At 63.2% G+C, this 13,999-nt stretch carries 11 protein-coding genes; 6 read left to right on the forward strand and 5 right to left on the reverse strand.

Annotated features, from left to right (window positions below):
- Positions 1-105 precede the first annotated feature (105 nt).
- Positions 106-1,158: a tryptophan--tRNA ligase gene (trpS, locus tag AC2ISB_RS01555; RefSeq protein ID WP_486575731.1), complete on the reverse strand. Its 1,053-nt coding sequence runs from the start codon at positions 1,156-1,158 to the stop codon at positions 106-108.
- Positions 1,159-1,326: 168 nt separating this feature from the next.
- Here trpS and AC2ISB_RS01560 point away from each other — a divergent pair, with 168 nt between their 5' ends.
- On the forward strand, positions 1,327-2,010 hold the full coding sequence (locus AC2ISB_RS01560; RefSeq protein ID WP_339109096.1) for a rhomboid family intramembrane serine protease: 684 nt from the start codon (positions 1,327-1,329) through the stop codon (positions 2,008-2,010).
- A 33-nt stretch (positions 2,011-2,043) separates the two neighbouring features.
- On the opposite strand, the gene murJ is transcribed toward AC2ISB_RS01560, so the two are convergent.
- The 3 genes from murJ to AC2ISB_RS01575 all read right to left on the reverse strand — a co-directional run bounded on the left by murJ (position 2,044) and on the right by AC2ISB_RS01575 (position 7,692).
- Positions 2,044-3,591 carry a murein biosynthesis integral membrane protein MurJ gene (gene murJ / locus AC2ISB_RS01565; protein WP_339109097.1) on the reverse strand — a complete coding sequence of 516 codons (1,548 nt, stop codon included), beginning with the start codon at positions 3,589-3,591 and terminating at the stop codon, positions 2,044-2,046.
- Between the two features lie 13 nt (positions 3,592-3,604).
- Positions 3,605-6,385 carry a [protein-PII] uridylyltransferase gene (locus AC2ISB_RS01570; protein WP_486576730.1) on the reverse strand — a complete coding sequence of 927 codons (2,781 nt, stop codon included), beginning with the start codon at positions 6,383-6,385 and terminating at the stop codon, positions 3,605-3,607.
- Positions 6,386-6,510: 125 nt separating this feature from the next.
- Positions 6,511-7,692, reverse strand: a complete 1,182-nt coding sequence (locus AC2ISB_RS01575) for a penicillin-binding protein activator (RefSeq protein WP_339109099.1) — start codon at positions 7,690-7,692, stop codon at positions 6,511-6,513.
- Positions 7,693-7,781: 89 nt separating this feature from the next.
- On the opposite strand from AC2ISB_RS01575, the gene rsmI reads away from it, so the two are divergent.
- The 4 genes from rsmI (at position 7,782) to AC2ISB_RS01595 (ending at position 11,176) form a co-directional block, all read left to right on the forward strand.
- Positions 7,782-8,681, forward strand: a complete 900-nt coding sequence (rsmI, locus tag AC2ISB_RS01580; protein ID WP_339109100.1) for a 16S rRNA (cytidine(1402)-2'-O)-methyltransferase — start codon at positions 7,782-7,784, stop codon at positions 8,679-8,681.
- Positions 8,678-9,115: a YraN family protein gene (locus AC2ISB_RS01585; RefSeq protein WP_339109101.1), complete on the forward strand. Its 438-nt coding sequence runs from the start codon at positions 8,678-8,680 to the stop codon at positions 9,113-9,115. Before rsmI ends, AC2ISB_RS01585 begins: the two co-directional genes overlap by 4 nt.
- A gap of 157 nt (positions 9,116-9,272) precedes the next feature.
- Positions 9,273-10,217, forward strand: a complete 945-nt coding sequence (gshB, locus tag AC2ISB_RS01590) for a glutathione synthase (protein WP_339109102.1) — start codon at positions 9,273-9,275, stop codon at positions 10,215-10,217.
- Between the two features lie 35 nt (positions 10,218-10,252).
- Positions 10,253-11,176, forward strand: coding sequence for an alpha/beta hydrolase (locus AC2ISB_RS01595; protein WP_486575734.1), 924 nt, complete (start codon positions 10,253-10,255; stop codon positions 11,174-11,176).
- Here AC2ISB_RS01595 and AC2ISB_RS01600 read toward each other — a convergent pair.
- The gene (locus AC2ISB_RS01600; protein WP_486575736.1) at positions 11,127-12,656 is read right to left on the reverse strand and encodes a YifB family Mg chelatase-like AAA ATPase; all 1,530 of its coding nucleotides are present in this window, start codon (positions 12,654-12,656) and stop codon (positions 11,127-11,129) included. The genes AC2ISB_RS01595 and AC2ISB_RS01600 overlap by 50 nt on opposite strands.
- 314 nt (positions 12,657-12,970) lie before the next feature.
- Here AC2ISB_RS01600 and AC2ISB_RS01605 point away from each other — a divergent pair, with 314 nt between their 5' ends.
- The gene (locus AC2ISB_RS01605; RefSeq protein WP_339109474.1) at positions 12,971-13,849 is read left to right on the forward strand and encodes an RNA polymerase factor sigma-32; all 879 of its coding nucleotides are present in this window, start codon (positions 12,971-12,973) and stop codon (positions 13,847-13,849) included.
- Positions 13,850-13,999: the final 150 nt, after the last annotated feature.

The raw sequence follows: 13,999 nt of genomic DNA on the forward strand, positions 1-13,999 counted from the left end.
GGTAGGCAGGATGGGGGTCTGTGCCAAGGGGGTGCGGATTTCGGGGGCATCGAGCCCCCTTTCATCCGCTGTCAGGGGCCGGTGCGGCCCCCGACGGGTAGGCGATCAGCGCGAGCGCACCATGCCCATGATGTTATAGGTCTTCTCGACGATCGGGCGGGCGATGGCATCGGCCTGTTCTGCGCCTTTGCCAAGGATGCGGTCGATCTCGGTCACGTCATCCATCAGGCGTTTCATCTCGGTGGAGATCGGTGCTAGCTTGTCGACCGCCAGATCGGCCAGAGCCGGTTTGAAATCGCCAAAGCCCTTGCCAGCGAATTCGGCCACGACCTGTGCGGACGTCATATCCGCAAGCGCTGCGTAGATATTCACCAGATTGCGGGCCTCGGGGCGTTCGCTGAGGCCATCGACGGTTTCCGGCAGCGGCTCGGCATCGGTGCGGGCCTTGCGGAACTTCTTGGCGATCGTGTCGGCGTCATCGGTCAGATTGATGCGGCTTGCATCGGAGGGGTCGGATTTCGACATCTTCTTCGACCCGTCACGCAGGCTCATGACGCGGGTGGCCGCGCCCTCGATCAGCGGTTCGGGTTCGGGGAAGAAATCCACACCGAAGTCATGGTTGAACTTATTGGCGATATCGCGGGTCAGCTCGACGTGCTGCTTCTGGTCCTCGCCCACCGGCACCATGGTCGCGTGATAGAGCAGGATATCGGCCGCCATCAGCGCGGGATAGGCGTAAAGACCCAGCGAGGCCTTCTCGGCATTCTTGCCCGCCTTATCCTTGAACTGGGTCATCCGGTTCATCCAGCCCAGACGCGCGGTGCAGTTGAAAAGCCATGCCAGCTCGGCATGGGCCCCCACTTGGGACTGGTTGAAGAGGATGGATTTCGACGGGTCCACGCCAGAGGCGATGAAGGCGGCAGCCGCCTCGCGGGTCTGGCGGCGGAGCGCCTCGGGGTCCTGCCAGACGGTGATCGCATGCATATCCACCAGACAGTAGATCGTCTCGATCCCCTCATCCTGCTTCTGGGCAAAGCGCTTGAGGGCCCCAAGATAGTTGCCCAGCGTCAGATTGCCGGACGGCTGGATGCCGGAGAAGATCCGCGGCTTGAAATTTGCATTTGGAGTAACGGGCGGGGTTACGGTCGTATCGCTCATCTGCGGCTCCCCTGCATGCAGGCTGGTAATATCGTCCTTGCTCGCTTATCCCCAAATGCGGCGGGGATCAATGTCTGGCCCGGCTCTATATCGGTTCCCGGCCCTTTCTTGGTTGAACGGGCGGCCTTTGCGCCCCATATCGGCGCCACCCAATACGAAGGATCCTCTATGCGCTCCGGTTACACTGAAGGCCCGCTTAACAAATTACCGCCTATCGTCTGGTTGCTGGCGGCCCCCATCATCATCGGCGAGCTGATGTTCGGGCTGGGGCAGGCGGGGCTGTTCCAGAACGGTATCGTCTGGCGGCCCGAAGCCTTGCAACGCTTTGCCTACGACCCGAACCTGATGCGGGCGATGATGGAGGCGGGCGTGCATCCGTGGAAGCAGATGGCGCGGGTGGTGACCTATCCCTTTGTGCATGGCAGCTTTACCCATGCCGCCTTCGTGCTGGTGTTCATTCTGGCGCTTGGCAAGATGGTGGGCGAGGTGTTCCGTGGCTGGGCCGTGGCGGTGGTGTTCTTTGCCTCGTCCATTCTGGCGGCGCTGATCTATACCGCGCTGCCCTTCACCCAGAGCGCGCTTTATGGCGGCTATCCGGCGGCCTATGGGCTGATCGGGGCGTTCAGCTTTATCCAATGGACCTATCTCGGCCATACCCGTGGCAACCGGATGCAGGCCTTCCAGCTGATCGGGTTCCTGATGGGCATCCAGCTGCTGTTCAGCGTGATCTTCGGCGGCACCGACCAGTGGATCGCCGATCTGGCGGGGTTCATCGTGGGCTTTCTGGTCAGCTTCCTTGTCTCGCCCGGTGGCTGGGGGCGGGTGCTCGCGAAGCTGCGCAACCGTCGCTGAAGTAAACGGCGCCCTGCGGGGCGCCGTTTCTGTTTATTTCCGGCGACGGCGCAGATTGGCCTTGAACTCCGCCAGCCCGAAGACCCCGAGCGCGAAGGCGGTCAGGAAATAGACCACGATCCCCGAACCGCAGAGAAGCCCGAGCGCGCCCCAGCGGGCGCCGCGATCTGCCAGCGTCGGCGCGAGCCAGTCGGCGGTATAGCGAAGCTGCACGCCCATCACCGCGCAGGCGATCGCGATCCGCCACAGGCGCTTCCAGAAGCGCGCATCAGGGCGGGCCGAGAGGCCCATATTACGCGCGCCCCACCAGAGTTGGGCCAGCATGACCCAGCCGGAAATCGTGGTGCCCAAAGCCGCCGCCGAAAAGCCGATCAGGGGCATCAACCCGATGGCGGCACCGGCATTCACCATCATCGAGACCAGCGCATAATAGAAGGGACGGCGGGTGTCCTCACGGGCATAGAAGACCGGTTGCAGCACTTTTTGCAGCACGAAAGCCGGTAGACCTACGCCATAGATCGCCAGAACCAGCGCCGTGGCGACGGTGTCTTCGGCGCGCCATGCACCACGGTCATAAAGCACCGAAATCAGTTGCGGCGCGATCACCACCAGCGCCACTGCCGAAGGCAGCGTGAGAAACAGCGCGAATTCCGCCCCGCGTGAAAAGCTCTCGCGGCCCTCGGCTTCCTCGCCCGCGCGCAGATGGCGCGAGAGGGTGGGCAAGAGCACGGTGCCGATGGCGATGCCCACGACGCCCAGAGGCAACTGGTAGAGCCGGTCGGCATAGCTCAGCCATGCCACAGCCCCTTCGGTGAAAGAGGCCACCTGACGCCCCACCAGCAGGTTGATCTGCACCACGCCGCCCGCCAGCACCGCAGGGCCTGCAATGATCAGCAGGCGCTTGAGTTCCGGTGTCATGCGCGGGCGACCGGGCAAAAGCGTGTAGCCGAGCTTATGGGCGGCAACCCAGGCGAAGGCGAATTGCACGACCCCCGTGGCGGGCACCGTCCATGCCAGCGTCGTGCCCATATCCCAGCCCGCCTGATTGGCCGCCAGCATGGCAAGGATGAACATGACATTCATCAGGATCGGCACGATAGAGGCTTCGGTGAATTTCCCGAACGTGTTGAGAATGCCCGATAAAAGCGCCACCAGCGACACGAAGAGGATATAGACGAAAGTGATCCGCCCGAAATCGACCGCCATATCGAAGCGCGCATCGCCCACAAAGCCCGCCGCCATCGCCCAGACCAGCCACGGCATCGCCATCGTGCCGAGAATGGTAAACAGAAACAGCACGCCGAACAGCCCCTTGAAGGCATCGCGGGCCAAGCCATGCGGGTCTTCGCCCGCCTCGACGCGCTTTGCGAACATCGGCACGAACGCCATGTTGAACGCCCCTTCCGCGAAGAAGCGGCGGAACATATTGGGGAGCGAAAACGCCACCATGAAGGCCTCGGCCACCGGTCCGGTGCCCAGATAGGCCGCCATCATCATATCGCGCACAAAGCCCAGAACGCGGCTGCCCAGCGTCCATAGCCCCACCGTCAGGAAGCCCCTGACCAGCCGTCCTGCCTTCATCGCATGGCCTTCATCAGTTATTCGCCCGCTTTGCACCGCTTTCGATGTAATCGCGCAGCCGTTGTTCCAGTTTCTGCCGCTTGCTCTCTGCATGGAGCTTATGACCGAACATATCCTTCACATAGAAGGTATCGACCACCTGCGCCCCATAGGTCGCGATCTGCGCCGAGGCGATGTAGATATTGCTCGAGGCCAGGGCCCGCGTCAGGTCATAAAGCAGGCCGGGGCGGTCGCGGGTATCTACCTCGACGATGGTGTAAAGTTCCGAGCCGTCATTGTCGAACATGATATGGGTGGGGAAGCGGAACTCGCGCTCGCGTTTCTTGACCTTGTCGCGGTCTTTCAGCGCATCGCGGGCCACGACCTCGCCCTTGAGCGTCTTGTCGATCATATTGCGCAGGCGCGGCAGGCGCGAGGCCTCGAAGGGGTGGCCATCGGCATCCTGCAGCCAGAACACCGCCGTCGCATAGCCGTCTTTGGTGGTATAGGTGCGGGCATCCACCACATTGGCCCCCACCAGCGCGATCGCGCCCGACAGCCGCGCAAAAATGCCCGGATGATCCACCAGCGCGAAGGCCGCACGGGTGGCATCGTGATCGGCATCGACCTGCACATCGATGCGGATCTCGTCATCGGGCAGATCCTTGAGAAGATGTGCGAAGGCATATTGCGTCTGGGTGGACAGCCCCTGCCAGTAGGCGGGGGTATGGCGGGCCACCTCGGCGCGGCGCACCTTGGGTTCCCAGCCTTCGGCCTCCAGCCGGTCGCGCAGGGATTTGCGGGCATCCTGTTCGCGCTGGTCGCGGTTGATCGCCTCCAGCCCATGCTCCAGCGCCTCCGCTGTCTCGGCATGCAGGCGCCGGATCAAGGTGGCCTTCCAGTTGTTCCACACATTCGGCCCCACGCCACGGATGTCGCAGACCGTCAGCACTGTCAACAGGTCCAGCCGCTGGCGGGTCTTCACCACCTTGGCGAACTCCTTGATGGTGCGCGGGTCGGAAATGTCGCGTTTCTGGGCCATGTCGGACATGACCAGATGGTTGCGCACCAGCCATTCCACCGTTTCGCATTCGCTTTCCTTCAGGCCCAGACGCGGGGTGACGCTGCGCGAGATCTTGGCCCCCAGAATGGAATGGTCCTCGGGGCGGCCCTTGCCGATATCGTGCAAGAGAAGCGCCACATACATGACCTTGCGGTTGATGCCCTCTTTCAGGATTTCCGACGAAAGCGGCAATTCCTCGATCAGCTCGCCGCGCTCGATCTGTGCGAGCGCCGAGATCACCTGAATGGTATGCTCGTCGACCGTATAGCTGTGATACATGTTGAACTGCATCATCGCCACGATGGGCTCGAATTCGGGGATGAAGGCCCCCAGCACGTTCAGCTCGTTCATCCGGCGCAGGGCCCGTTCCGGATTGCCATGCTTGAGCAGCAGATCAAGGAAGATCCGCCGTGCCTCCCGGTTCCGGCGCAGCTTGTCATCGAACAGATGCAGGTTGGATTGCACGAGCCGCATCACGTCGGGATGGATCAGCAGGCCGGTGCGCAGCGCCTCTTCGAAGACCCGCAGCAGGTTGAGGGGGTCCGACAGGAAGGTGCTTTCATCGACCACATTGATCCGGCGGTTGTCGTCGATGAAGGGAGGCTTCAGGTGGCGTCGGCGGCGGAAGATGCGGGTCAGTTTGGGGGCGTGTTTGACATGCTGCGCTTCAAGCTTGGTCAGGAAGATCCGCGTTACATCGCCCACGATGGTGGCATGACGGAAATAGTCCTGCATGAAAATCTCGACGGCACGGCGTCCGGCGCTGTCTTTATACCCCATCCGGCTCGCCACCTCGACCTGCATATCGAAGGTCAGCTGGTCGGCGGCGCGGTTCGCGATCAGATGCAGGTGGCAGCGCACGGCCCAGAGATAATCCTCGGCGGTGCGGAAATTGCGGTATTCCTCTTCGGTGAAGGCCCCGAGCTTGACCAGCTCTGCGGCACGATTGACCGAATGCACGTATTTCGCGATCCAGTAGAGCGTCTGGAGATCGCGCAATCCGCCTTTGCCCTCTTTCACATTGGGCTCCAGAACATAGCGCTGCCCGCCCTGCCGCTGGTGGCGCTTGGCGCGCTCGTCGAGCTTTGCCTCGACAAATTCGGGGGCGGAATTGGCAAAGAGGTTCTTGCGAAGCTGGGTCGCCAGCTTGTCGGCCAGCGCCGCATCGCCACAGAGGAAACGCTGTTCCAGAAGCGCGGTGCGGATGGTGAAATCCTCGCGCCCCAGATGCAGGCAGTCCTCGATGGTGCGCGAGGCATGGCCCACCTTCAGCTTCAGGTCCCAGAGCATATAGAGCATGCTCTGGATCACGGCCTCGGTCCACGGGCTGAGCTTCTTGTCGCCCAGAAACAGCAGGTCGACATCGGAATGGGGGGCCATCTCGGCGCGGCCATAGCCGCCCACGCCCAGCACGGTAATGGTCTCCGGGGTCTTGGAGGTTTGCGGGTTGAGATAATCCGAGGCCACATGCACCACGGCCCGCACCATCCCATCGGTCATGCGCGCGTAATTCTCGACCGTGGCGCGGGCGATGCGCGGATGACCTGCCAGATCGGCCTCGATCCACAGCCGCGCCGCATCGCGGGCGGTGTTGAGGAACCGCACCGTTGCGGTGCTGATCTCTTTGGGGTCGGTGACGCCGTCCAGCACATGGTCAAGAGCGGGGATCAGCTCGTCGCTTTTCAAAAGCAGCGGGGCCTCGGCAGGCAGCGGGGTGATCAGCCTTTGTTCGGCAGCAGCGCTTTGGTCCATCATCAACTCCCTTATCCGCCGTCTTTGCCACGGCTTTAACAGGCAAGGGGCGGCCCGCAGATGCGTGGCCGCCCCTCTTTGCGTTATCCTGTGTTACCAGTTGGCTGGCACGCGGGAAAGAGTGATCAGAAGCCTGCACCCGAGAAGCTGCGCGGGGCCGGATCGATCACCTGCACCTGACCGTTATTGACCTGTGCCACGGCAAGGCCACGCTCGTTGGTGCCATCCGAGCGCAGACGGAAGATGCCGTTCACACCCACAAAGCCCGAGCGCTGGGTCAGACCCGATTTCGACAGCGCATTCGGGTTGCCCGATTTCACGAGCGCGCCGATCGCCGCGATCCCGTCATAGGCCAGCCCTGCAATGGGCGAGGGAGCCTCGCCGAAGGCCGCCTGATAGCGCGCGCGGAACTGGGCGTTCAGGTTCGGGTCGGGCGTGGCGAACCAGCCGCCTTGCAGGCCCGGCAGTTGCAGCGTGGCTTGCGGCACATCCCAGCGGGTCAGGCCGATAAATTTCTTCTGCTGCGTATTCACGCCGCGTTCGGGCAGAAGCTGCGACAGAAGCGGCAGCGCGCCTGCGGTATCGGCGGTCATGAAGACAGCATCGACATCATCGGCTTTCGCACGGTCCGCGATCTGGCCTGCCGCGTTGATCACCCCCTGCTGCGAGAAGGGATAGGCCATATTGCCAGCCAGTTTCGCGCCAGAGCTGCTGATGGCGCTTTCAATGGCCTGCGCCCCTGCCTGACCGGCGGTGTTCTGTTCATGCACGACCAGAATGTTGCGTTTGCCATTGCGGGCGGCATAGCGCACCAGACGGTTGGCCGTGTTCTGGAAGGTCGGGCCCAGCACGAAGACGTTGCCGCCTGCGATCGAGGTGTTGTTCGAGAAGGCCAGCACGTTCACATCGCGCGCGGCCACGGCATTGCCCACGGCATTGGCCGATTGTGCGAAGACCGGACCAAGGATGATTTTCGCGCCATCATCCACGGCTTTGCTGGCGACCTGTGCGGCCTGAGCGGCATTGGCACTGGTATTGTAGACGCGCAGATCGATCTTCACCCCATCGAGATCGGAGATCGCGAGATCGGCAGCCTGCTTGAGCGAGCGCGCCAGAGCCTCGTCACCGGAATTGCCCGAGCCGCCCGGAAGCAGTAGGGCGACAGGAACCGGTTTGGAGGTGTCGATTCGTTGGCCCGATCCGCTGCCAGTCATCGCGTTCGGGTCACAGGCGGCGACCCAGAACGCAGACATCACGGCTGCGAGACGGATCAATGGGTTGCGGCGCTTTCGTAAAATCGCGAACATACGTGGTCCTCTGATCATTCGGCAGGGATTGAATTAGGGCAGACCCTATGCGTTTCCATAGGGGAAGTAAACGTGACGGAAGGGGCGCAATGAGCGGTAATTGGCAGGCCGGAAAAACGGTGACGGTGGGCGCGAAGGCCGGACAGGGGGCGCTGGCACCGGGGCTGCATTTCATTGCAACCCCCATCGGGGCGGCGCGCGATATCACTTTGCGGGCCCTCGATATGCTGGCCACAGCCGATGTGCTGGTGGCCGAAGACACCCGCTCTTTGCGACATCTTATGGAAATTCATGGGGTTGCGCTGGATCACCGGCCTCTGATCTCCTATCACGACCAGAATGGCGATCAGGCGCGTCCCAAGGTGATGCACCATCTGGGCGAAGGCCGCTCGGTGGTCTATGCCTCGGAAGCCGGCACGCCGCTTGTGGCCGATCCGGGCTATCAGTTGGGGCGTGCGGCGATTGATGCGGGCGTGCCGGTCCATACCGCCCCCGGTCCGTCGGCGGCACTGGCGGCGCTGACCGTTTCGGGGCTGCCATCGGACCGGTTCCTGTTTGCGGGCTTTCCGCCGCGGGCGTCCAAGGCCAAGCAGGACTGGTTCCGCACAATGGATAACGTTGCCGCGACGATGATCTTTTACGAAAGCCCGAAGCGGGTGAAGGATACTCTGGCCGATCTGGCGGCGGCCTATGGTGCGGATCGTCAGGTGGTGATCTGCCGTGAACTGACCAAGCGGTTCGAGGAGGCTCTGCGCGGCAGCGTGGCCGAATTGCAGGCGCAGCTTGAGGACCGCGAGATCAAGGGCGAGATCGTTATTCTGGTGGATCGGGCGGGCAAGCGCGAGGCCGCCCCTGAAGATATCGAGACCGCGCTGCGCAAGCTTCTGCCGCATATGAGCGTCAAGGATGCCTCTGCCGAGGTCGCGCAGCTTCTGGGGCTGAAGCGCCGCGAGGTCTATCAGATCGCGCTGGGGCTTGAGGATCTATGAGCGAGGACCCCGAGGCGGCACGTCGCAAGGCGCGCGGGCTTCGGGCGCATCTTGCCGGTGCGGTGGCCGAGGCCCAGGTGGCGCGGCACTATGCGGCGCAGGGCTTTGTCTGCCGTGAGACACGCTGGCGGGGCGCCTATGGCGAGATCGATCTGGTTCTGGAAGGTCCGCTGCCGGAGGGCGGGGGCTGCGGTGGCGCGTCGGACGGGGCCTGTCTTGTCTTTGTCGAGGTGAAGCGGGCGCGCAGTTTTGCGGCTGCCGCGCCACGCCTCGGGGCGGCGCAGACCCGCCGTATCGGGCGCGCGGCATTGGATTATGTGGCCCGCCACCCCGAGTGCCAGCAGAAGCGGCTGCGCTTTGATCTGGCGCTGGTGGATGGCACGGGCGAAATCCGGCTGGTGACCGACGCTTTCCGTTTCGATGGCTGGCTGTAGTTTGCGGCCATCAATCCCCGGGCACAGGCGGGCACCGCTGTTACAACGGGGCTTGCAGGAAGATTCTGTGGAAAACTGAACAGACCATGCGGAGAACAGCACGATTGCATGTGCTTTTGGTTTCGGTGCACTAAGTCACCAACGAAAGGGGGCGCCCATGGCCTTGAAAGTTGCAATTCAGATGGATCCGATTGGTCCGATCAATATCGATGCAGACAGCACCTTCCGCATTGCCGAGGAAGCCCAAGCCCGTGGGCACGCGCTGTTCTATTATACGCCCGACCAGCTAAGCTACCGGGAAGGCGCGATTTATGCGCGGGGCTGGCCGCTGACCGTGAAGCGCGAAAAGGGCAACCATTTCACGTTGGGCGAGAAACAGGATGTCGATCTGTCCACATTCGATGTGGTCTGGCTGCGGCAGGACCCGCCGTTCGATATGGGCTATATCACCACCACCCACCTGCTGGATCGCATCCATCCGAAAACCCTTGTGGTCAACGACCCCTTCTGGGTGCGCAATTCGCCGGAAAAACTGCTGGTGCTGAATTTCCCCGATCTGACGCCCCCCACCATGATCGCCCGCGATCTGGAGACCCTGCGCGAATTCAAGCACAAACATGGCGATATCATTCTCAAGCCGCTTTACGGGAATGGCGGCGCGGGGGTGTTCCGTCTGGACCCGAATGACCGCAATCTGGCCTCGCTGCACGAGCTGTTCTCGGGGATCAATCGCGAGCCGCTGATCGCGCAGAAATTCCTGCCCGCCGTGTCCAAAGGTGACAAGCGGATCATTCTGGTCGATGGCGAGCCCGTGGGGGCGATCAACCGTGTGCCTGCCGAGGGCGAGACGCGGTCCAACATGCATGTCGGCGGGCGTCCGGAAAAGGTCGAGCTGACCGAGCGGGATCGCGAGATCTGCGCGCGTATCGGCCCGCATCTGCGCGAGAAGGGCCAGATTTTTGTGGGGATCGATGTGATCGGGGACTGGCTGACCGAAATCAACGTGACCTCGCCCACTGGCATTCAGGAGCTTGAGCGGTTTGACGGGGTCAATATCGCCGCCAAGATCTGGCAGGCCATCGAAGCACGGCGCGCGGGCTGACGCGCCATCACCTTCCATAACGGGGAAGCCGGCGAATGAGCGCGCGTGTGCAGCTTTTCAATCTAGTTCTGCGCCATTTGGTCAAACGCCGGTTTCGCAAGATTACAGGGCCGCAAGAGGCCCGCGCCGCCCTCGAGGCGGGCACCCATCGTCTGCCGATCCCGCCCGCGCTTCTGGTGCTGCGCCGCGATCTGGGGCAGGTGGCGGCGTTGTCGGTGCGGGCGGGGGCGATCACCGATTACGATCATGTCGTACTGTATCTGCATGGCGGGGCCTATCTGGCGGGGTCGGCGTGGCATTACCGCGGGCTGGCCGGAGAGATCTCGCGGCATCTGGGCTGCGAGGTGGTATTGCCCGAATACCGTCTGGCCCCCGACCATCCCCTGCCTGCGGCACCGGAAGATGCGCTGGCGGCATGGGACGGGTTGTTGGCCAAAGGCTTTCGCCCCGACCGTATCGCGATTGTGGGAGATAGTGCGGGCGGGGGGCTGGCGCTTGTGCTGCTGGCGGCGCTTTGTGCGCGTGGCACGCCGCCCGGCGCGACCTGTGTGATGTCGCCCTGGACCGATCTGACGGGGCAGGGCGCGTCCATGCGCGACAATGCCGAGGCCGACCCGATCCTGCCGCCAGAGCAGTTTGGCACGCTGGTTGACTGTCTGCTGGCGGGGATGGATCCGGAAGATCCGCAGGTCTCGCCGCTTTATTCGCGCTTCGAGGGGGCAGGGCCGGTGCTGATCCAGCACTCCCTGACCGAAATCCTGTGCGATGACAGTCTGCGCATGGCGGACCGTCTGCGCGGTTTCGGGGTGGAGGTGACAGTGCAGAGCTGGCCCGATACGCCGCATGTCTGGCAGATGTTCGCCCGCTACCTGCCCGAGGCGGAAGAGGCGATCGAGGACCTGTCGCGCTTCATTCGCCGCGCATGGTCTGCGGCCCCCCGAACAACAGCCGGTAACTGATGGCCTCGGACAGATGCGCCTTGCGGATAGGCTCTGTGCCCTCCAGATCGGCGATCGTGCGGGCCACGCGCAGGATGCGGTGATAGCCCCGCGCCGAAAGCCGCAGGCGCTGCGCGGCCTTTTCCAGCAGGGCGGCCCCTTCGGCATCGGGGCGGGCCACCGTGTCCAGCAAGACGCCGCTGACATCGGCATTGGCGCGGATCTCGGGACAGGCGGCATAGCGCGCAGCCTGTGCCTGACGGGCCTGCGTCACGCGTGCCAGAACGCGGGCGCTTGGTTCGCCGGCGGGGCGGGCGGCAAGCTCTGTATAGGCCACAGGGGGCACCTCGATGCGCAGGTCGAACCTGTCCAGCAGCGGCCCCGACAGCTTCCCCAGATAATCGGCACCACAATCGGGCGCACGGGCACAGGCGCGGGCGGGGTCGCCCAGATGGCCGCAGCGGCACGGGTTGGCCGCCGCCACCGCCAGAAAACGGCTGGGATAGGTGAGATGCGCATTGGCACGCGCAACGCTGACCTCGCCGGTTTCCATCGGCTGGCGCAGGGTCTCCAGCACATCGCGCTGGAATTCGGGCAGTTCGTCCAGAAACAGCACCCCGTTATGCGCAAGGCTCATCTCTCCCGGTGCGGCCCCGCGCCCGCCCCCCGTAAGGGCCGCTTTCGAGGCCGTATGATGTGGCGCACGATAGGGGGCCGCGCGCGACAGCCCGCCCTCGGGCAACTGCCCCGCCACCGACTGGATGACCGAGGTCTCGAGCGCCTCTGCCGGTGTCAGCGGGGGCATGATGCCGGGCAGGCAGCGCGCCAGCATGGATTTGCCCGCGCCCGGTGGCCCGACCATCAGCAGGTGATGGCGACCGGCGGCGGCGATTTCCAACGCGCGGCGGGCGCGTTCCTGCCCCTTCACGTCTGTCAGATCATAGCGCGGGGCGTCGGTTTGCGCATTGGCAGGGACGGCTGGCACCAGCGGCGCAGCCCCCGACAGATGACGCACCATCGCATCCAGATGCGCGGCGGCAAAGACCAGATCCTTTCCCGCCCAAGCTGCCTCCGAGGCGCAGGCGGCGGGGCATAGAAGCACGCGGTCATGGGCGGCCGCAGTCATGGCACTGGGCAATGCGCCGGGCACCGCGACCAGCCGCCCGTCCAGAGACAGCTCGCCAATCGCCACCACCTGCGCCGCCTCCTCCTTGGGGATAATCCCCATTGCCGCCAGTAACGCCAGCGCAATGGGCAGGTCGTAATGCGCTCCGGTTTTGGGGAGATCCGCCGGTGCCAGATTGACAGTGATCCGTTCCAGCGGCAGCGCGATGGCCAAAGCCCCCAGCGCGGCCCGAATGCGTTCGCGCGCTTCGCTGACGGCCTTGTCCGGCAGGCCGACAATGGAGAAGCCCGGCAATCCTGGCGAAAGGGCGCATTGGATCTCGACTGGCAGAGCCTCCACGCCTTCGAAGGCTGTGGTGTAAATCGTTGCAACCATAAGATGCCCCTTGGCGGATGGCGATATGCCGAGTGTAAAGACAATCGACTTTCGCGCAATGGTTGCGTTACGCGCCGGAAGACGCCGATGCAGAGGATTTTTCCTGCCGGCAAGGCTTGACCCGCAGGAATGTGTCTAGAGGTCTGACGTTAAAAGAAAAATTGCCGTCGTTTTGGAAAGAACGGCGTGATTTTCCCGAAAAGGTTAAAAATCTTTTCCAGTTTCACGGAACCGTTTCGCTGCCGGTGCATTGTCAGATCATGAAACGGATTTGAATGCGGGCGCCAGTCTCGCTCAGGATCGGGAGATAGATGATGGCACTCGATGGTATGACCGATGAAACCCTGCCGCGCCGCGCGATGAAGGCCGAGTTTCTGGATGCGGAGACCGAGCTGGAATTGGCGAAAGCATGGCGCGAGAGCCGTGACGAGGTGGCCCTTCATCGTCTGATCAATGCCTATATGCGTCTGGCGATCTCGATGGCAGCCAAGTTCCGCCGCTACGGGGCCCCGATGAACGATCTGATCCAGGAGGCCAGCCTTGGTCTGATGAAAGCCGCCGAGAAATTCGACCCCGAACGTGGTGTGCGGTTCTCGACCTATGCCGTGTGGTGGATCAAGGCCTCGATCCAGGAATTCGTGATGCGCAACTGGTCGATGGTGCGCACCGGCTCGACCTCCTCGCAAAAAGCCTTGTTCTTCAATATGCGCCGCGTGCAGGCGCAGATCGAACGCGAGGTCGAGGCCGAGGGCGGCAAAATCGATGCAGCTAGCCTGCGCAAGCGCGTGGCCGAGGAAATCGGCGTGCCGCTGGCCGATGTCGAGATGATGGAAGGTCGTCTTTCGGGCAGTGACTTCTCGTTGAACGCCACGCAATCCTCCGAGGATGAGGGGCGTGAATGGGTCGACACGCTGGAAGATGAAAACGCCGATACCGAGGGCAGCGTTTCCGCCAATCAGGACGGTATCACGCTGCGGGCGTGGCTGGGCGAGGCGATGGGCCGTTTGACCGAGCGCGAGCGTTACATCATCCGCGAGCGCCGTCTGATCGAGGATCCCCGCACGCTTGAAAGCCTTGGCCAGGAGCTGGGTCTGTCGAAAGAGCGCATTCGCCAGCTTGAAGCGCAGGCCTTTGGCAAAATGCGCAAAAGTCTCGAGATGCACGGGACCGAGGTGCAGACCTATTTTGCCTGACCGTCCGGATTTCTCCGTCGTAATCAGTGACTCCCTTTTACGTTCTCCCTGTTGAACTTGGCCCGGCGCTTGCGTCGGGCTTTTCTTTGGCGGGGGAGTTCGTGAATGGCGTGGCATCTGCGGGTGCTTGCACGGCTGGGGCAGGTGGCT

This window comes from Thioclava sp. NS-SX20, assembly GCF_057380695.1.

Coding starts and splice junctions, on each gene's coding strand:
- trpS (WP_486575731.1), bottom strand. CDS start 1,158: ATGAGCGATACGACCGTAACCCCGCCCGTTACTCCAAATGCAAATTTC.
- AC2ISB_RS01560 (WP_339109096.1), top strand. CDS start 1,327: ATGCGCTCCGGTTACACTGAAGGCCCGCTTAACAAATTACCGCCTATC.
- murJ (WP_339109097.1), bottom strand. CDS start 3,591: ATGAAGGCAGGACGGCTGGTCAGGGGCTTCCTGACGGTGGGGCTATGG.
- AC2ISB_RS01570 (WP_486576730.1), bottom strand. CDS start 6,385: ATGGACCAAAGCGCTGCTGCCGAACAAAGGCTGATCACCCCGCTGCCT.
- AC2ISB_RS01575 (WP_339109099.1), bottom strand. CDS start 7,692: ATGTTCGCGATTTTACGAAAGCGCCGCAACCCATTGATCCGTCTCGCA.
- rsmI (WP_339109100.1), top strand. CDS start 7,782: ATGAGCGGTAATTGGCAGGCCGGAAAAACGGTGACGGTGGGCGCGAAG.
- AC2ISB_RS01585 (WP_339109101.1), top strand. CDS start 8,678: ATGAGCGAGGACCCCGAGGCGGCACGTCGCAAGGCGCGCGGGCTTCGG.
- gshB (WP_339109102.1), top strand. CDS start 9,273: ATGGCCTTGAAAGTTGCAATTCAGATGGATCCGATTGGTCCGATCAAT.
- AC2ISB_RS01595 (WP_486575734.1), top strand. CDS start 10,253: ATGAGCGCGCGTGTGCAGCTTTTCAATCTAGTTCTGCGCCATTTGGTC.
- AC2ISB_RS01600 (WP_486575736.1), bottom strand. CDS start 12,656: ATGGTTGCAACGATTTACACCACAGCCTTCGAAGGCGTGGAGGCTCTG.
- AC2ISB_RS01605 (WP_339109474.1), top strand. CDS start 12,971: ATGGCACTCGATGGTATGACCGATGAAACCCTGCCGCGCCGCGCGATG.